Annotated in this window: 14 protein-coding genes and 1 tRNA gene; 11 read left to right on the top strand and 4 right to left on the bottom strand. The window is 63.0% G+C overall.

Annotated features, from left to right (window positions below; all coding sequences use genetic code 11):
* Positions 1-90: 90 nt before the first annotated feature.
* Complete coding sequence (recQ, locus tag NKJ80_RS12800) at positions 91-1,929, top strand: DNA helicase RecQ (protein WP_352497750.1); 1,839 nt, start codon at positions 91-93, stop codon at positions 1,927-1,929.
* Between the two features lie 1,261 nt (positions 1,930-3,190).
* Here the strand turns inward: recQ and NKJ80_RS12795 are convergent.
* Positions 3,191-4,129 (bottom strand): AraC family transcriptional regulator, encoded by a 939-nt coding sequence (locus NKJ80_RS12795; protein ID WP_023693170.1) that lies wholly within the window; start codon positions 4,127-4,129, stop codon positions 3,191-3,193.
* A gap of 126 nt (positions 4,130-4,255) precedes the next feature.
* On the opposite strand from NKJ80_RS12795, the gene NKJ80_RS12790 reads away from it, so the two are divergent.
* Entirely contained in the window at positions 4,256-5,149 is an 894-nt protein-coding gene (locus NKJ80_RS12790; protein WP_352497653.1) for an SDR family oxidoreductase, read from the top strand.
* A gap of 276 nt (positions 5,150-5,425) precedes the next feature.
* Here NKJ80_RS12790 and NKJ80_RS12785 read toward each other — a convergent pair whose 3' ends face one another.
* The gene (locus NKJ80_RS12785; protein ID WP_023755531.1) at positions 5,426-6,472 is read right to left on the bottom strand and encodes a class I SAM-dependent methyltransferase; all 1,047 of its coding nucleotides are present in this window, start codon (positions 6,470-6,472) and stop codon (positions 5,426-5,428) included.
* A gap of 267 nt (positions 6,473-6,739) precedes the next feature.
* On the opposite strand from NKJ80_RS12785, the gene NKJ80_RS12780 reads away from it, so the two are divergent.
* On the top strand, positions 6,740-8,719 hold the full coding sequence (locus NKJ80_RS12780) for a putative bifunctional diguanylate cyclase/phosphodiesterase (RefSeq protein ID WP_023684117.1): 1,980 nt from the start codon (positions 6,740-6,742) through the stop codon (positions 8,717-8,719).
* Positions 8,720-8,860: 141 nt separating this feature from the next.
* On the opposite strand, the gene NKJ80_RS12775 is transcribed toward NKJ80_RS12780, so the two are convergent.
* A tRNA-Ser gene (locus NKJ80_RS12775) sits at positions 8,861-8,950 on the bottom strand.
* Between the two features lie 367 nt (positions 8,951-9,317).
* Here NKJ80_RS12775 and NKJ80_RS12770 point away from each other — a divergent pair.
* The 3 genes from NKJ80_RS12770 (at position 9,318) to NKJ80_RS12760 (ending at position 11,114) form a co-directional block, all read left to right on the top strand.
* Positions 9,318-10,025 (top strand): 50S ribosomal protein L21, encoded by a 708-nt coding sequence (locus NKJ80_RS12770; RefSeq protein ID WP_023684118.1) that lies wholly within the window; start codon positions 9,318-9,320, stop codon positions 10,023-10,025.
* A 99-nt stretch (positions 10,026-10,124) separates the two neighbouring features.
* Positions 10,125-10,394 carry a 50S ribosomal protein L27 gene (rpmA, locus tag NKJ80_RS12765; RefSeq protein ID WP_015315190.1) on the top strand — a complete coding sequence of 90 codons (270 nt, stop codon included), beginning with the start codon at positions 10,125-10,127 and terminating at the stop codon, positions 10,392-10,394.
* 132 nt (positions 10,395-10,526) lie between these two features.
* Positions 10,527-11,114: a GNAT family N-acetyltransferase gene (locus tag NKJ80_RS12760; protein WP_023684119.1), complete on the top strand. Its 588-nt coding sequence runs from the start codon at positions 10,527-10,529 to the stop codon at positions 11,112-11,114.
* A gap of 191 nt (positions 11,115-11,305) precedes the next feature.
* On the opposite strand, the gene NKJ80_RS12755 is transcribed toward NKJ80_RS12760, so the two are convergent.
* Entirely contained in the window at positions 11,306-12,169 is an 864-nt protein-coding gene (locus tag NKJ80_RS12755; protein ID WP_023668690.1) for an endonuclease/exonuclease/phosphatase family protein, read from the bottom strand.
* A 167-nt stretch (positions 12,170-12,336) separates the two neighbouring features.
* Between NKJ80_RS12755 and obgE the strand changes: the two genes are divergently transcribed.
* From obgE to NKJ80_RS12730, 5 genes are all read left to right on the top strand, one after another.
* Positions 12,337-13,368, top strand: coding sequence for a GTPase ObgE (gene obgE, locus NKJ80_RS12750; RefSeq protein ID WP_023693164.1), 1,032 nt, complete (start codon positions 12,337-12,339; stop codon positions 13,366-13,368).
* A gap of 2 nt (positions 13,369-13,370) precedes the next feature.
* Complete coding sequence (proB, locus tag NKJ80_RS12745) at positions 13,371-14,549, top strand: glutamate 5-kinase (RefSeq protein WP_352497652.1); 1,179 nt, start codon at positions 13,371-13,373, stop codon at positions 14,547-14,549.
* A 3-nt stretch (positions 14,550-14,552) separates the two neighbouring features.
* Positions 14,553-15,839 carry a glutamate-5-semialdehyde dehydrogenase gene (locus NKJ80_RS12740; protein ID WP_352497651.1) on the top strand — a complete coding sequence of 429 codons (1,287 nt, stop codon included), beginning with the start codon at positions 14,553-14,555 and terminating at the stop codon, positions 15,837-15,839.
* A gap of 163 nt (positions 15,840-16,002) precedes the next feature.
* Positions 16,003-16,590 carry a nicotinate-nucleotide adenylyltransferase gene (locus NKJ80_RS12735; RefSeq protein WP_031246287.1) on the top strand — a complete coding sequence of 196 codons (588 nt, stop codon included), beginning with the start codon at positions 16,003-16,005 and terminating at the stop codon, positions 16,588-16,590.
* 73 nt (positions 16,591-16,663) lie between these two features.
* A complete protein-coding gene (locus NKJ80_RS12730) occupies positions 16,664-17,944 on the top strand; it encodes an MFS transporter (protein WP_023732984.1) in 1,281 nt (426 codons plus the stop codon).
* Positions 17,945-17,953: the final 9 nt, after the last annotated feature.

Genomic DNA, 17,953 nt, shown 5'->3' with positions numbered 1-17,953 from the left:
TTGCTGCTGCTTGTTGTGGTCACGCAGGGGCTGCGCTAATCGTTCTGTCCACGCCGCTGCTTCGGGCGGCCGATCGCAAAAACATCAGTGATGCAGATATCGACGACAAGCGTGCCGACGCACGATCCCAAACGGCGCGTCCTCAAGGACGTGTTCGGCTTCGACGATTTCCGTCCCGGACAGGCCGCGGTGATGGAGGCGCTGCTTGGCGGCCGCCATGTGCTGGCCGTCATGCCAACGGGTGCCGGCAAATCGCTGTGCTACCAGGTTCCGGCGCTGGTCAAGGGTGGGCTGACCATTGTCGTTTCGCCGCTAGTGGCGCTGATGCAGGATCAGGTCGCGGCACTGCGCCTCGCCGGCGTCGCCGCCGATACGATCAATTCCTCGATCGACCGTGATGCCAATGTCGCGGCATGGCGCCGCGTCGCGTCGGGCCAGACGCGGCTGCTCTACCTCGCGCCGGAACGGCTGATGACCGAGCGGATGCTGGATGCGCTTGCCAGGCTCGATGTCAGCCTGATCGCCATCGACGAGGCGCATTGCATTTCGCAGTGGGGGCCGGCGTTCCGGCGCGAATATGAAGACCTGTCGCAGCTGCGTGGCATCTTTCCCGACGTACCGATCATTGCGGTGACGGCGACGGCGGACGAGACGACGCGGGCAGACATCGAGAGACGGCTGTTTGGCGGGCGTGTCGAAACGCAGGTGCTTGGCTTCGACCGGCCCAACATCAAGCTTGCCATCGAGCCCAAGCAGGACAGCAAGCGGCAGTTGCTCAACTTCATCGAGCGCCATCAGGGGCGCAGCGGCATCGTCTACTGCCTGTCGCGCAAGAAGACCGAAGAGATGGCGGCATTCCTCGAAAAGAACGGCGTGACCGCGCTCGCCTATCACGCCGGGATGAGCAAGGAGGCGCGTGATGCCAACCAGAACGCCTTCATGACGCTGTCGGGCGTCGTCATGGTGGCGACCATCGCCTTCGGCATGGGGATCGACAAGCCTGATGTCGCCTATGTCTTCCACACCGACCTGCCGGGCAGCCTCGAAGCCTATTACCAGGAAATCGGCCGCGCCGGTCGCGACGGCCGGGCGGCGGAGGCGCATATGCTTTACGGCCTTGGCGACATCCGCATGCGCCGCATGTTCATCGACGACGAGGACGCCGCTGTCGAACACAAGCGCCGCTCGCATGGCCGGCTCGATACGCTGATCGGCTATTGCGAGACGGCCGAGTGCCGCCGCCAGGTGCTGCTCGGTTATTTCGGTGAAGAGGCGGTCCCTTGCGGCAATTGCGACAATTGCCTGGAACAGGCGCCGCGCGCCGACGGCACCGCCGAGGCGCGCCTCATCCTGGCGGCGGTGGCGCAGAGCGGCGAGCGCTTCGGCGCCGGCCATGTCATCGACATCCTGATCGGCCACGAGACTGAAAAGATCGCGGCAAGGGGGCATCACAGGCTGCCAGCCTTCGGCAATGGCGCCGCGCACAAGAAGGATTTTTGGCAATCTATGATTCGCCAGCTGGTCGCGAACGGTTTCCTGATGCCGGACCCGGCCGGCCATGGCGGGTTGGCCATCGCGGACAAGGGCCACGCACTCGGCCGGGGCGAGGTGCCGTTCCAGTATCGGGTCGAGATGCGCACGCGCGCCGCGCGCCGCGCGGCTCGCGCCGGGCAGAGCCCTCAGAGCGAAAATGTCGATGCGTCGCTGCTCGCGGCGCTCAAGACGGTGCGGCTGCGGCTGGCCAAGGAACGCCAGGTGCCAGCCTATGTGGTGTTTTCGGATCGTACACTGATCGACATGGCCGAGCGTCGTCCGCAAGACCTCGACGATTTTGCCGAAGTGAATGGCGTCGGCGCCGCCAAACTCAAGGAGTTCGGCAAGGCTTTTGTGAGCGCCATTGCCGCGCACCTTTCCGAGACGCCAGGCTGAAAGGGTTTTGCTGGACCAAAGCCCGATCCGGCATCAGTACGCCTTCAACTTGCCCGCCCGCTTATCCTTTCATTTTGGCGCTACCCTGCCGTAGGGGGAATGGCCTTCCAAATTGTATGGAACCGTGACGACAACACACATTCCTGAATCTATGCGGTCGATTCTTCGGATGGAGCCGTGACTATGGAACCCGCTGTTGCGCGCGGGTGGCGGTTTTCTTGGCCTTGGAGACGCTACGTTGGCAGCCGCTATCCGCTGAGCCGAATGGTATGATTCAGACCATCTTTGTTGTTGAAAACCCGCTTTCGACGGGAGTATAGAACTCGACGTTACCATTGCTTTCGTAGGAGGCTGTGGTGGATAACGTGGGTCCAATCCGCAAAGCATTGCCTTGCGTGGAAGTGGTCGAAGCCGGCGGCGAATGGGTCCGTTCGTGTGGCCAAGGAAGACCAGGAAATTACCCGATCATTCGTGATTGAATCGTTTGCGCTGTCCTATGCTGAGGGCCAGCGGATACGCCTGGATCTCGACAAGTTCGTTCGTCTGTAGAGAGGCTAAGCCCGATGAAAGACCGGTGGGAACCTGACCACCAGTTCATTGAAAGCGCCCGCCGTAGCCAGCTCCGAGCGGAGAGCCAACTGGACTCCCTGCAATCGACCATCGCCGAAACGCGACGCGTCCTAGAGGCTTCACGGAAGCTCTTGGAAAAGATTGCCGAGCGGGAACACCATACCCAGCCATAGGGAATGGCCGGTGCAGGTTGGGCATGCTTGTGGGGCTTCACCGCACCGGCCACTGCGGGAAGATATGAGGCCCCTCGCGCCGCCTAAGATATAGGCATATTAGCAATCGCGCAATTAACCCTATTGCGCTACCCAGCCGTAGAGGCAAGGAAATCGGAGAAGTTGGTGCCGGTTAACCGCCAGCACGCGAGCAAGTCATTCTGAAAGCATGAAAAACGCGATTTTGCTCGTGCCAATTGAGCGTCTGAAATCTAGTTCCTGCTGCCGATTATCCCTAAGTTAACTGAAATACTTATATTCCCGAAGGGTTGCGAATCAGTCGATTGTCAAGCGCATGCCATGGAGCAAGCAAGGGATCGATCTGAGCAGAAGGGCCGCAGCGGTCGAAGCGCGCTGGGAAATCCGAGCGGCTTCGGCAATTGTCCGCTCTGGCTCGCCCGCTACAACTCGACTCGCGCAGTGTGGACGGGCGCTTCAGCCTTTAAGGGCAAGGTGATCAAGGCGATCGGATCGCCGCCTCAGGCGGCTTCGCGTTCGGCCTGCGCAGTCAGGTCCGGCTCCCGGCGGCTGTACTGCCGCGGCGAACAGCCCATGACGCGCTTGAATGCCGTGCTGAAGGCGCTTTCGGATTCGTAGCCGAGCGCCAGCGCGATGACGGAAACCGGATCGCCGGAATGCATCAGCCTGTCGCCGGCCAGCATCATGCGCCAGCGCGTCAGATAATCCAGGGGTGAGGCCCCGACCGTCTGCTTGAATCTGAGCGCAAAAGTCGATCGCGACATGCCCGCGCGCTCCGCCAGTTGCTGCAATGTCCAGCCATGCGCCGGGTCCTCGTGCATGGCGCCGATCGCCGCGCCGATCTGCCTGTCGGTAAGTGCGAACAGCCAGCCGACATTGCCTTGCGCGGTCATATGCAGGCGCAAGGCCTCGATCAGGATCATGTGGGCGAGGTGCTCGACGATGAGAAAGCCGCCGGGACGCCGCTGGCGCAATTCCTGCATCATCCGCTCCACCGGCCAGCGAAGCGCCGAATGGTCGCTCTCGCCGCGGATGTGGACGATGGGCGGCAGCATCCGCAAGAGGATGCCGGCATGGTCGCCGGACAGCGTGAAGCGACTGCTGACCAGGAGGAAATCGCCGCCGCCATTATGGACGGTGATGCCGCCGGTCCGCGCCGGTGAAAAGATCGTTCGCGCATCGACCGTCGGCAGGCCGAGATCGCTGGCAAGGCGGAAAGGCCGGCCGCGCGGCAACAGGAAGCAGTCGCCCACGTCCAGCCGCACCGCGTCAGGGACGCCCTCGACCGACAGCCAGCATCGGCCGGACACCACGGCGCCGCATTTGATGGCGGCCTGCTGGTCAGGAAACTGGATCGCCCAGTCGCCACCGGTTTCCAGCCCAGCCGACAGGTAATTGCGCGGCTTCAGTAGCGACAGCACGTCTGACAGCGGATCCATGAGCGTTCTCGGACGATTGCGAAGATATCTCGGATTTTACAGTATAGATCGTATGATCTCAAACTTCTATCTCCTTCGCAACGGGCTGCCTTTACGGCGTTCGACAAAAACCAAGGAGAAATGATCATGCGTGTGTTCGTTACGGGCGCCACCGGTTTTGTAGGTTCGGCGGTTGTGCGGGAATTGCTCGGGGCGGGCCATCAGGTGCTTGGCCTCGCACGGTCGGGAGCAGGTGCGAAGTCGATCGTGGCAGCGGGTGCCGAGGTGCATCGCGGCGATATCGAGGATTTCGACAGCCTGCGCAGCGGCGCTGCCCAATCGGATGGCGTCATCCACACGGCCTTCAACCACGACTTTTCGAGATTCGCCGCCAGTTGCGCAGTTGACCAGCGCGCCATCGAAACGCTCGGCGCGGCGCTCGAGGGTTCCGAGCGGCCGCTGCTTGTCACCTCCGGCCTCGCCGGTTTTGCGCAGGGAAGGCCGGCAACCGAAGACGACAAACCCGCGCCGCCGTCGGCCTCCATGCCGCGCGCTTCGGAGGCAACGGCCGTGGCGTTCGCAGCGCGCGGGGTGCGCGCATCGACGGTGCGGCTGGCGCCGACGGTCCATGGCGAGGGCGATCACGGTTTCGTGCCGATGCTGATTGCCATTGCGCGTGAAAAGGGCGTCTCGGCCTATGTTGGCGACGGCGCAAATCGCTGGGCGGCGGTGCACCGGTTCGACGCCGCCACCCTGTACAGGCTGGCGGTGGAGAAGGGGGCGGGCGGCGTCAGCTATCATGCGGTTGCCGAACAGGGCGTGGCGAGCAAAGAGATCGCCGAGATCATCGGCCGCCGGCTCGGCCTGCCGGTCGCTTCCATAGGCCCCGAGGACGCGGCTGCGCATTTCGGCTTTCTCGGGCATTTCATCGGCAGGGACTTGTCGGCGTCAAGTGAGCAGACCCGCACTGCGCTGGGATGGCAGCCGACCGGGCCGGGGCTCATCGCCGATCTCGATCGTGCCCGCTATTTCGAGGCCTGATCAGGCCGGCCAGTCGCGTTGCATTGCACGACCGACAGCCTGGCGATCAGCGGCAGTGCCAGCAACACGGCCAGACGCAGCCCGCCGAGCGGGCAGCACCGTCGTGCTGCTGGAACCGCCGCCACATCTGTATGGCGGCAAGCAGAACGAACACGGCGTAGGCCGCCCGCAGCCCGGACGACCTGCTCGCCCGTCGCCGGAAAGCCGGCGAAGGCATGGCCTCGTCATGGCAGACCTACCTTGTTACGGGGATGCGCGCGCGATTCCCGCGCCTAGTTAGAGATCGCCCTTCCTCACCTTGCCGTAAACGATATTCCGGTTCGAGCCATAGTAGACTTTCGCGTCGAAAGGACTCCCGCCGAGGGCGGCATTGATGATGTCCCACATATCGTCGGCCGAACGTAGGATGAGCGGCCAATCCATGAAAGTCTCCATGTAACCATCCGTCGTTATCTCGTCGCTGAAATTGGCAAACAGGAATTCGCCACCGGGCTTGACGAGTTCCATGGCTCTTTGAAGCAGGCGGATGCCGATGGCACGCGGCAGGTAATCGTAAAGCCCCGATGCGTAGACGAGATCGAATGTGCCAAGGGCGTAGGCGCGGCGCAGGATGCCGCGTACGGAACCCTGGACTGCCTCGACTGCCGTGCCGGCAAAGTCGTGGTTCACCGTGGCTACGCTGACGGGGTCCTGATCCAGGCCGATCCAACGTTGCAGTTTATGCCTGGCCAACGCATCGGAGCGTTCGGCTTCCCTGAGGTGGCCGCAGGCAATCGCCAGCACCTCAGCCTTTTCCACACTGCTGGCCGTCTCGTCCACGGTCCTGGCCAGAATATCCCGCCGCTCGCGCCCCGCCACCGAACTGGCAGCTTCACTGGTGTACGCATAAATTTGCCGACCAAGTAAGGTCGACGAGGCCACGATCTCGTCGGCGATCGGATGCTTGTAGTAAATATCCAGCAGGCCTGCATCGCCCGAATACCCGCGCGGTTTTTCGACCGACCACCGCGTGAACGGGTCTTGGAGCAAATATTCCGCGACCCGATGCTGCTGAGCCAAAGGAACGAGTTTCTGCCAGACCGCGGGAGCAACCTGCCGGCGGAGCTTGTGGAGTCGCCCCGCCAAACGATGGACGACGGGGGCGGCCGGTTTGTTTCGCGCAAAGGCTTGATGAGCAAGGTCCAGTATCAGGGCGAGCTGGGCCGTGCTGTCCCTCAACTCGTCGGAGTCAGCCGCCTCTTCGGAGGTCGCAACATGTTTCTTCATCAGCCTGGTGGTGACCAGGCTGTATTGGTCGAGCTGCAGTTTTGGCTTGATAGGCATGCCGTTTACTCTCCGGTTTACCGCCCCGGTCCCCGGCCAGCAGCATAGGTGCGCCGCCAACCAATGCTAACAATTTTAATAAAATTTTAGTAAAATTTTAATCAACGGAACGGCCATCAATCCTGCAAACTGGCTAAATCCGAACCGCCCGTTTACCCTCGGTTAGCGACATCTGACTTTTCTTGCGGACAGGGACGTCTTCATTCCCCGACCGCAGGCGACGTCGGCTGTTGCATTCGCTACTGCAGATCGCGGAGGAGCGTTGCGATGCAACTGAGCGAGGACGTTGCCCAGAAGGTGGCGGCAGCGATTGGACGTCCGCGGTGGCATTCCGCCGATCCGGAACTCCTGACACTGTTCCTGCAGAAGGATGCCGATGAGAATCGCAGCCTTGTGCGATGGGGTATTGCGGCTGCTGTATTCAGCTATGTGGCCTATGGCCTTTTCGATTGGTTTCTTTTTCCGGATATCGCCGGCCGGCTTGTTTTGACGCGCGTTACGCTAGGGATCACTTCCCTGGCGCTTGTCGAATTTGTCGCCCGACGGGGCTTTGCCCTTGCCACCTTGCACCTTGTAGCAGCGCTGGCGATTGTATCCGGTGCCCTTGGGTGGCTCGTCTCCGCTGTTGGAACAGAGCATCAGGATGCCCTCTCCCATTTCATGGTTTTTGGCACCGTGTTCATCCTGGGTGCGAATCTGTTCTTCAACTTCCGTTTTTGGCTTTCAGCCCTTGCCTCCGCGACGGTCGCCGCAAGCTTTGTGTACGCCGCGATGTTCTCCCTTCAGGCCGACATCGCCGGTCGGGTCGTGTTGTCGGCCTATTTCGTGAACTGCCTCGTCTTGTCGCTTTATCTTTCGTGGCGGCTGAGCCTGGAGCGTTACCAGACCTTCCTGCACGCGCTTCGGGCACAATTCCAGGAGCAGGCTGCTATCAAGAAGGGGCAAAAGCTAACCGAAATCGCCGACACCGATCCGCTCACGGGAATGAAGAACCGCAGGGCGATCATTCGAGAATTCTCGGAGCTGCGCGAAGACTGGGCCGCGGACGACGACGAGATAGGGCTCATTCTGATCGACGTCGACTACTTCAAAAGGTTCAATGACGGACTTGGTCATCAGGCCGGCGACGATTGCCTGATCAAACTCGCCCATGTCCTCTCCGAGATGGCGGCTGCCAACAACGCCATCGCGGCCCGCTATGGCGGAGAAGAATTCGTCATTCTCTGCAAGGTCACCGGGCGGGCTCACCTTCATGAGATAACGAAGAAATTCTGTCGCGCTGTAGAGGATTTGGATATCTACCACCCTGATCGGGGCGACAAGCTCAACATCGTAACGATCAGTGCCGGGGCGTCGTTGACGCGCGCCGATCAGAGCATAGAGCTTAGAATCCTGCTGCAGGAAGCTGACCGCGCGCTCTACGCGTCCAAGTTTGCCGGTCGGGCTACGTTCACGATTTACGACCCGCACGCCACCAGCCAGGATCGCTCCGGCGAAAATCTTTCAGAACTGCTGAAGGTGGCAGTTTCCAACCAGCTCGTTTCTGTCGCTTACCAGCCAATTCGCGAGCTGGCGTCGGGCCGCGTGCTGGGGCACGAGAGTCTGATGCGTGTATGCGACTTCGACGGCACCATGATCAGTCCGTCCGTATTCATACCCGTTGCCGAGCAGACCGGAGCGATCGTGGAACTGGGTACATGGCTGATCGATCGAGCCTGCGGTGACATGGCGGAATACGGATTGGGCTCGGTCGTGACGGTGAACGTATCCGTTCTTCAGCTCAAGGCTCCCAACTTTTCACTCCGGATCACCGAAATCCTTGGCAGGCACGGCCTTGCGCCCCAGAAACTGGCCATCGAAATCACCGAAGGCAGTGACATCTTTCTGGAGGCGCAAGCGGTCAGAAACGTGGAGCGGCTGCGAAAACTCGGCGTTCAGATCTGGCTGGACGACTTCGGAACGGGATTTGCCGGCTTGACATGGCTCCGCCGCTTCAAATTCGACGTGGTCAAGATTGATCGCAGCTTCCTCCACGATTGCCAGACGTCTCGTGGCTTGAGCCTGTTGCGGGACATGGTCGGGCTGCTTCGCAATCTCGGCCATGTCGTGCTCGCCGAGGGCGTCGAAACGGAGGAGCAGTACATATTGCTGCAGCGCCTGGGGGTAAATTTGATGCAGGGCTTCCTCACCGGGCATCCAGTCCCGATCGAAGAGGTTAACCAAATAAGGCAAGGCCTTGTTGCCTAGCGGCAGCCTCTACGCTGAAGCTTCGGAGGGCATCCTGCTTCGTTCCGGTCCCCCCTACGCTACTTCGTAGCTTCGGGCGACACTCCTACGCCCAGATGCGGTTCCGGGTGGCCTGCCACCCGAAGCCCGCAGGGCGTAGGGTGGCGGAGAGGGAGGGATTCGAACCCCCGATGGGCTTGCACCCATGCCGCATTTCGAGTGCGGTGCATTCGACCACTCTGCCACCTCTCCGCGGTCATGGTCGGCCGTTGCCGGCGCGGCGCACTAGATAACGGCTGGGCGGGCAGGTTACAAGGCCAAATCCGCGGGGAAATTCAGCTTCCTGTGCGGGCTTTGCCGGGAGGGCTGCGCCGCGGCCACGTCGGCAGATAGGCCAACCGGTCTCGACCAGAGGGATCGGGCGCGGCAAGGAGGCCGCATGGCCAAGGAATCCGGCCGTTTGCCTTGACTCGTACCGAACCTTCGGTTAGGGGAAGCGCGCAATCGGCGTGGAGGGTTCTTCCACGCCGCTTGTTTTTCGAACCCGCAGACTGACAAAAAGACGGCCGAACCGCGTGACGCGGCTCATCGAGGCCGACCGAACAGCGAAAGGCAAAAAATGTTCGCAGTCATTAAAACGGGCGGTAAGCAGTATCGCGTTGCCGCCAACGATCTCCTGAAGATCGAGAAGCTCGAAGCCAATGTCGGCGATATCGTCGAAATCGGCAGCGTCCTCGCCCATGGCGAAGGCGAAAATGTCACCTTCGGCGCCCCGTTCGTCGATGGCGCTCTGGTCACGGCGGAAGTCGTCGAGCAGGGCAAGAACCGCACCGTCATCGCTTTCAAGAAGCGCCGCCGGCAGAATTCGCGCCGCAAGATCGGCCACCGCCAGCTTCTGACCACCGTGCGGATCGCCGAGATCCTGCTGGGTGGCGCCAAGCCTTCCAAGAAGGCCGCAGCCAAGGTGGAAGCCAAGGAAGTCAAGGCTGACGTAGCGCCCGAGGCGAAGGCCGAGGCCGCGACGAAGGAAGCCAAGGCGAAGAAGGAAGCCAAAGCCGAGGTTGCTCCGAAGGATGAAGCCAAGACGGAGGCCGCCGTCGCCGCGCCGCTGTTCAAGGCGCCGAAGGGCGAGCCGGACGATTTGGCCGTGATCAAGGGCATCGGCCCGGTTGCCGCCGGCCAGCTGCACGAGCAGGGCATCACCACCTTCGCCCAGCTTGCCAAGCTGTCGGACAAGGACGTGGCCAAGATCGACGCGCACATGCCCTTCAGCACCGACCAGATCAACGACTGGCGCGAGCAGGCCAAGGAACTGGCGAAGAAGTAAAACGAACCGGCGACAAGGTCGCCGGATCGGACTTGAAACGGAACGCGAACGCGTTCATAAGACCATTCAAGCGCCCCAGGGCGCATCGGAGTTAGTTAGATGGCACACAAGAAAGCTGGCGGCTCGTCGCGCAACGGTCGCGACTCGCATTCCAAGCGTCTGGGCGTGAAGAAGTTCGGCGGCGAAGCCGTCATCCCGGGCAACATCATCATCCGTCAACGCGGCACCACCTGGCATCCCGGCGTCAATGTCGGCATGGGCACGGACCACACCCTTTTTGCGCTCGAGACCGGCGCAGTCACCTTTAACAAAAAAGCCAACGGCCGAACCTACGTATCGGTCAACCCGATTACCAAAGCCGCGGAGTAGCCGGTTCCGCACTATAAAACCGGCGCCCATCTCGGGAACCGGTGTCTGGCCAAACCAGTGAATGGAGCCAGGAAAAGGATCAGGGGAGATGGGTTTTCCATCTCCCCTTTTTTCTTGCCTGGAGGACGTCGAATGGTTGCCGAAGCGGAAGACACCGAAGACGAAAGTTACGCGATAGATTGCCCGGTGCTGGCCACGGAGCGGCTGGTGATGCGCGCCCCGTGTGAAGCCGACATCGCGCAACTGGTCGAGCTTGCCGACAACCGTCACGTCGCCGAGATGCTGGCCCGCATGCCGCACCCCTATGGCGAGGCCGAGGCACGCGCCTTCCTGGCTATGACCCGGTCGCGCCGGGCCGGCATCGCCTACGCCCTGACGCTCGCCGGCACCGACATTTTCGTCGGCTGCGCCGGCCTCAACATGACCGATCGAGGGCTGGAACTCGGCTACTGGATCGGCGAGCCCTATTGGAAGCGCGGCTATGCGACGGAGGCCGCGCACGCGTTGGTCGACCTTGCCTTCCAACGGACGTCGATCCACGTGCTGCAGGCTTCGACGCGGGTGATCAATCCGGCCTCGCGCCGGGTCATCCACAAATGCGGCTTCCAGTATGCCGGCCAGGGCATGCTGAACTCGATCGTCGCCGGCCAGGTGCCGGTCGAGCGGTACCGGCTGGACAGAAAGACCTGGATCAGTCTTCGAAACTGGGTGCATTTCTAGGTGTTTTGATATTCAGGTGAGGCCGGCCTGCAAACGCGGGTTTTATGCGCTTCCGGTGCACGTACTTAAGTAAACTCCGCTCCGGTTCTCGAAAACCAGTGTTTTCGGCTCGGCCTGACCTGAATCTCAACACCTAGGCGCGTGCCTCCAAACGACAGGTTTGGAAACGTTGGTTGTGGATCGGGCTCAACTCAGCCCATCTCGACCCAAATCGGGAGATGGTCCGAACCGACCGCTTGCGGGTCGACCCACAGGCGCTTCAGCGATCCGGCGAGCGAGGCCGAGGTAAAGATGTAGTCGATGCGCTTGTGGCGGCTTGTGTCTTCGGGTCGCGTGGGATCGACCCAGGTGACGACGTCTGGTGTGTTCAGGCGCTGGGCGACGTCGACGGCGAGATCGGCGGTCAAGGGCATGCCGAATTCATGGTCCGGGCGGCCGACGAGTTCGACATATTCGGGCGAGCCGGGCAGCATGTTGAAGTCGCCCATGACGATGAAGGCTTCGGGATAGGGCAGGTCCGGCAGGCCGATCTCGGGAATGCCGGAGAGACCGCCGCCCTCGAAGGCATAGTTCAACAGGCGCTGGCGCAGGAAACGGATCTGGCTGGCGCGCTCAACCGGACTGCGATGGTCGAGATGCGTGGAATAGAAGCGGATGAAGCCGAGCGGGGTCTCGACCAGCGCCTCGAGTGCGCCGCGCTGGAAGTTCATCGCCTCAAGGCTGCGGCTGCGCGGCAAAAGCAGATTGCGCGACAGATGGATCGGCGTCTTCGACAGCACCATGTTGCCGAGCTGGAAAGTGGTGGTGATGGCGCGGCCGGCCTCCAGGCGCGAGCCGACATTGACCTCGAAATTGCTGCCGTAGGCGGCAAAATATTCGGGCAGCGCCTCACCGATCTCGGCGACCATGTCGCGGTTGCCGTTCCTCGGATTGTTGCGGGTCACTTCCTGCAGCGCGATCACGTCGGCGCCGCGAACCGCCTCGGTGATGCGGCCGAGATCGTAGCGGCCATCCAGACCGATACCGTACTGGATGTTGTAGCTCACAACCTTCATTCCCGCGCCCCTCAAGCTCCGTCCGCGAACACTGCTACCGCGTCCCCGACAAAAGGGCATCCGGCGCTTTAGTCGCAAAACGGCCTCGCCCTTGGCCGCGCCTTGGTTTAGAGCAAGGCGCAAGATCTAGAGCAAAGCCGCAAGGCCAACAGAAACTGCGTAGTCCAATGAAATTTCTCGATCAAGCCAAGGTTTATATCCGCTCCGGCGACGGTGGCGCCGGCTCTGTGTCGTTCCGGCGCGAAAAATTCATCGAGTTCGGCGGCCCGGATGGCGGCGACGGCGGCCGCGGCGGCGATGTCTGGCTGGAAGCGGTCAACGGTCTCAACACGCTGATCGACTATCGCTATCAGCAGCATTTCAAGGCCAAGACTGGTGTCCACGGCATGGGCCGCAACATGACCGGCGCCAAGGGCGCCGATGTGACGCTCAAGGTGCCGGCCGGAACCCAGGTGTTTGCCGAGGACAATGAGACGCTGATCTGCGACCTGACCGTGGTCGGCCAGCGCTTCCTGCTGGCCAAGGGCGGCAATGGCGGTTTCGGCAACCAGCATTTCAAGACCTCGACCAACCAGGCGCCTCGCCGCGCCAATCCCGGCCAGCCCGGCGAAGAGATGAATGTCTGGCTGCGGCTGAAGCTGATTGCCGACGCCGGCCTGGTCGGGCTGCCAAATGCCGGCAAGTCGACTTTTCTGGCAACCGTCACCGCGGCCAAGCCAAAGATCGCCGACTACCCCTTCACCACGCTGCATCCAGGTCTCGGCGTTGCCCGCATCGATGCGCGCGAATTCGTCATCGCCGACATTCCGGGCCTCATCGAGGGCGCGCATGAGGGTGTCGGCATCGGCGACCGGTTCCTCGGCCATGTCGAGCGCACGCGTGTGCTTTTGCACCTGGTCTCGGCGCAGGAGGAAAATCCTGGAAAGGCCTACAAGACCGTGCGCGCCGAGCTGGATGCCTATGGCAATGGGCTGATCGAGAAGGTCGAGATCGTGGCGCTGAGCCAGGTCGATATCCTCGACGCCGATGAGCGCAAGAAGAAGGTTGCGTCGCTCAAACGCGCTGCCGGCCGCGCGCCGATGCTGCTGTCGGCGGCCACCGGCGAGGGCGTCGAAGCGGTGCTGCGGGCGCTGATGGCGGTTGTCGGCGAAGCGCGCGACAGGGCTGCCGCTCCCGTCGAGACCCGCTGGGACCAATAGCGATGACGGCGCAATCGCTGACAAAATACCGGCGCATCACAGTCAAGATCGGTTCGGCCTTGCTGGTCGACCGCACCAGCGGCCTGAAGCGCGACTGGCTTGCCTCGCTTGCCGAGGATATTGCGGTGCTCGCCAATGGCGGCGCCGAGATCCTGGTCGTATCGTCCGGCGCCATTGCGCTCGGCCGCACCATTCTCGGTCTCGGCAAACGGGCGCTGAAGCTGGAAGAAAGCCAGGCGGCTGCGGCCGTCGGCCAGATCGCGCTGGCCGGCGCGTGGTCGGATGCGCTGGGCAAGGGTTCGCTGAAATCGGGCCAGATCCTGCTGACGCTGGGCGACACCGAAGAGCGCCGCCGCTATCTGAATGCCCGCGCGACGATCTCGACGCTGCTCAAGATGAAGGCGGTGCCGGTCATCAATGAGAACGACACGGTGGCGACCTCCGAAATCCGCTATGGCGACAATGACCGGCTGGCGGCCCGGGTGGCGACGATGATGGGCGCCGACCTGCTTGTGCTGCTCTCCGACATTGACGGGCTCTATACGGCGCCGCCGGCGCGCGATCCCGATGCAAAATTCATTCCGGTGGTCGACCGCATCACGCCCGATATCGAGGCTATGGCCGGGGCGGCCGCATCCGAACTGTCGCGCGGCGGCATGCGCACCAAGCTCGATGCCGGCAAGATCGCCACCGCCGCCGGCACCGCCATGATCATCACCTCGGGCACCAGGCTGTCGCCACTGATGGCGATCGAACGTGGCGAGCGCGCCACCTTCTTCAGGCCGAGCGCCAATCCGGTGAAAGGCTACAAGACCTGGATCGCCGGCCAGCTCGAACCGGCCGGGCGGCTCACCGTCGACGCCGGCGCCATCGGTGCGCTGCTGTCCGGCAAATCTTTGCTGCCGGCCGGCGTCAGGCTGGTCAGCGGCAATTTCTCGCGCGGCGACACGGTGGCCATCCTGTCGCCGGAAGGGCGCGAGATCGCGCGCGGGCTTGTTGCCTACGATGCCGCCGATGCCGTAAGGATCGCAGGCCTGAAGACCGCCGAGATCGAAACCGTGCTCGGCTACGAGGCGCGCTCGGCGATGATCCACAGGGACGATCTGGTGGTGACCGATCCGGGTGACCAGATACGGCCTGCCGGCCAGCTATGGGCCGGGGGCGAGGTAAGCGGAGGATGAGACATGCTGAAGTTGCATGAACAATCCGGGGATGACACCGTCGCGCTGATGGCTGATATCGGCCGCCGCGCCCGCGCGGCCGCCCGACCGTTGGCGATTGCGACCGCCGCCGCCAAGGATGCCGCACTTCTCGCCATGGCCGACGCGATCATCGCGCGCCAGCAGCAGATTCTCGATGCCAACGCCATCGATGTCTCTAACGGACACGAATCGGGCTTGTCCGGCTCCTTCATGGACCGGTTGAAGCTCGATCCGGCGGGCACCCGTGCCATGGCGGATGGCATCCGTGAAATCGCCGAGCTCAGGGACCCGGTCGGCGATGTGATTGCCGCCTGGGATCGCCCCAACGGCCTGCAGATCGAGCGCGTGCGCACGCCGCTCGGCGTTGTCGGCGTCATTTATGAAAGCCGGCCGAATGTGACGGCGGATGCCGGCGCGCTCTGCCTCAAGGCCGGCAATCCGGTGATCCTGCGCGGCGGCTCGGATTCGCTCAATTCGTCCGCCGCCATTCATGCCTGCCTGGTCGAGGGGCTGAAGGCCGCCGGCCTGCCGGAAGACGCCATTCAGCTGGTGCCGACCACCGACCGCGCCGCCGTCGGCGAGATGCTGAAAGGGCTTGGCGGCAATCTCGACGTCATCATTCCGCGGGGCGGCAAGAGCCTGGTCGGGCGCGTCCAGAGCGAGGCGCGGGTGCCGGTCTTTGCCCATCTTGAAGGCATCTGCCATCTCTACATCGACCGCTCGGCCGATCTCGACATGGCGGTCAGGATCGCCGTCAACGCCAAGATGCGGCGCACCGGTGTCTGTGGCGCTGCAGAGACTTTGCTGGTCGACCGCGCGGTGGCCTCCACACATCTGGTGCCGATCCTCGACGCGCTAAGCGCCGCCGGCTGCGAGATCCATGCCGATCAGGAAGTGATGAAGCTGTTCTTCGACGCCAAGCCGGCGACCGATGCCGACTGGGTGACCGAATATCTCGACGCCATCATCGCGGTAAAGCTGGTAGACGGGATTGCCGGTGCCATCGACCATATCGAGACGTTCTCCTCACATCACACCGAGGCGATCATCGCCGAGGATGCAGAGGCTGTGCAGCGCTTCTTCAACGAGATCGACTCGGCGATTCTCCTGCACAATGCCTCCACCCAGTTCGCCGATGGCGGCGAGTTCGGCATGGGCGCCGAGATCGGCATCGCCACCGGCAAGATGCATGCGCGCGGACCGGTTGGCGTCGAACAGCTGACCTCGTTCAAATACCGCGTGCGCGGGTCGGGACAGGTGAGGCCTTGAGCGCTGGCCTTACCCTCCCCCTTGTGGGGAGGGTGGCGAGCGCAGCGAGCCGGGTGGGGGTACGACGCTGAATTCTGCAATACCCCCACCCCGCTCCGCTTCGCGGATCGACCCTCCCCACAAGGGGGAGGGTGGGGCGCCTCTTTCCTCGCACTACCTCCGCATGCCGCATGCCGAGAAAGGCCTCGCCGTCGGCCTGTTCGGCGGATCGTTCAACCCGCCGCATGCCGGCCATGCGCTGGTGGCGGAAATTGCCTTGCGGCGCCTCGCGCTCGACCAATTGTGGTGGATAGTGACGCCAGGCAATCCGCTGAAGAGCACGAGGGAATTGGCGCCGCTGAGCGACCGGCTGCTGCAGTCGGAGCAGATTGCCAAGAACCCGAAGATCAAGGTCACCGCCTTCGAGGCGGCGCATCATATCCGCTTCACAGCCGACGCGCTGGCGTTGGTCAAGGCACGCAATCCCGGCGTCGATTTCGTCTGGATCATGGGCGCCGACTCGCTTCGCGATTTCCACCGCTGGCAGCGCTGGCGCCAGATCGTCATGACCTTCCCGATCGCCGTCATCGACCGCCCGGGCGCGACGCTGTCCTTCCTGTCCTCGGTCGTGGCCAAAACCTTCGACTATGCCCGCGTCGACGAGGGTGACGCGCCCCGGCTCGCCCGCATGAAGGCGCCGGCCTGGACTTTTATTCACGGCCCGCGTTCGTCGCTGTCATCGAGTGCTATTCGCAAGCAAGCCAAGGGGTAACTCGTAAGGCCAGATCGCCGATGTCGCTTTTACGGCGGCCTTTCGCGATTGGCTGGGCGATGCTGCGCTGGATATGGCCACTTCAGTGAACCAGACCGACATCGACCCCAATCATGGCGCCCCGCCGGCGCCCGTGATCGCCATTGCCAGCGTAATCGTGTCGATGGCGCTGATCGCGGTCGGCAACGGGTTGATGTTCGCCTATATCCCGGTCCGGCTTGGCGTCGAGCGCTTCGATCCGACCTGGGCCGGGCTGATCATCACCGGCCTGTCGGCCGGCGGGCTTGCCGGCTGTATCCTGACCGGGCCGCTGGTGCGCCGCGTCGGGCACGCCCGCGCCTTCATGGTGCTGTCGGCGCTGATAGCGCTGTCCAATGCCGCCATCGGCGCCGGCACCTACCCGCTGCTGTGGATCGCGGCGCGCGCGCTTTACGGTTTTGCAATATGCGGCCTGTTCATCGTCGCCCAGAGCTGGCTCAACGATGCCGTCGCAAACGCCATTCGCGGCCGGGTGATGGCGGTGTTTTACGTCGCCTATGTCGCCGGACTTGGCGTCGGCTATGCCCTGCTGGCGGCGGTCGACATCGCGACGGCGCAGGCGCCGCTGATCGGCATTGCCTTCACCGCGGTGTCGATCCTGCCGGTCGGCATGACGCGGTTGGCTCAACCGCCGCCACCTCGCGCAGCCTCCGTGGCGCTTGGCCGCGCCTGGCGGATCTCGCCGGTCGGCGTGGCCGGCATGCTGGCCGTCGGCGGCCTGTCGATGGCGATCGCCGGGTTCGCACCGATCCATGCCACGGCCAAGGGCTACAGCCAGGCCGATGTGGCGCTGCTTTTGTCGGCCATGCCCGTCGGCACGCTGATCCTGCAGATCCCGCTCGGCTGGATTTCGGATCGTACCGATCGCCGTTACGTGCTGGCCGGCGCTGCGGCACTGGCCATCGTTGCCGGTATTCTGGCTATCGGCTTTGACGGTGGCGCTCTGGCGGTGCTGGTGGTGATCTATGTGATCTGGGACGGCGCTTCGGAATCGATCTATTCGCTGGCCAGCGCACACGCCGCCGATCGCGCCGGCAAGGACGACATGGTGGCGCTGTCGAGTTCGCTGCTGTTTGCCTGGTCGCTGTCGGGTTTCATCGTGCCAGGTATCGTGACGGCCCTGTCGGCCGTCTATGGAACGCAGGCCTTCATCTATGTGGCGATCATCATCGCCACCGTGTTCTGCCTGTTCGTGCTGTGGCGAGTGGCGACGACGCAGGCCGTTCCCGCCACGGCGACCGGCAGTTTCGCGCCGATGTCGGCGCAGGCGCCATTGCCGGTGGAGCTCGCCTACGCCCCGGAAGATCAGCGCTGAACGGTTTCA

It is taken from the genome of Mesorhizobium sp. M0030 (assembly GCF_040323695.1).
GTDB lineage: Bacteria > Pseudomonadota > Alphaproteobacteria > Rhizobiales > Rhizobiaceae > Mesorhizobium.
The sequence above is the reverse complement of the archived record's forward strand: the minus strand, read 5'-3'. Positions and strand labels throughout refer to the sequence as shown.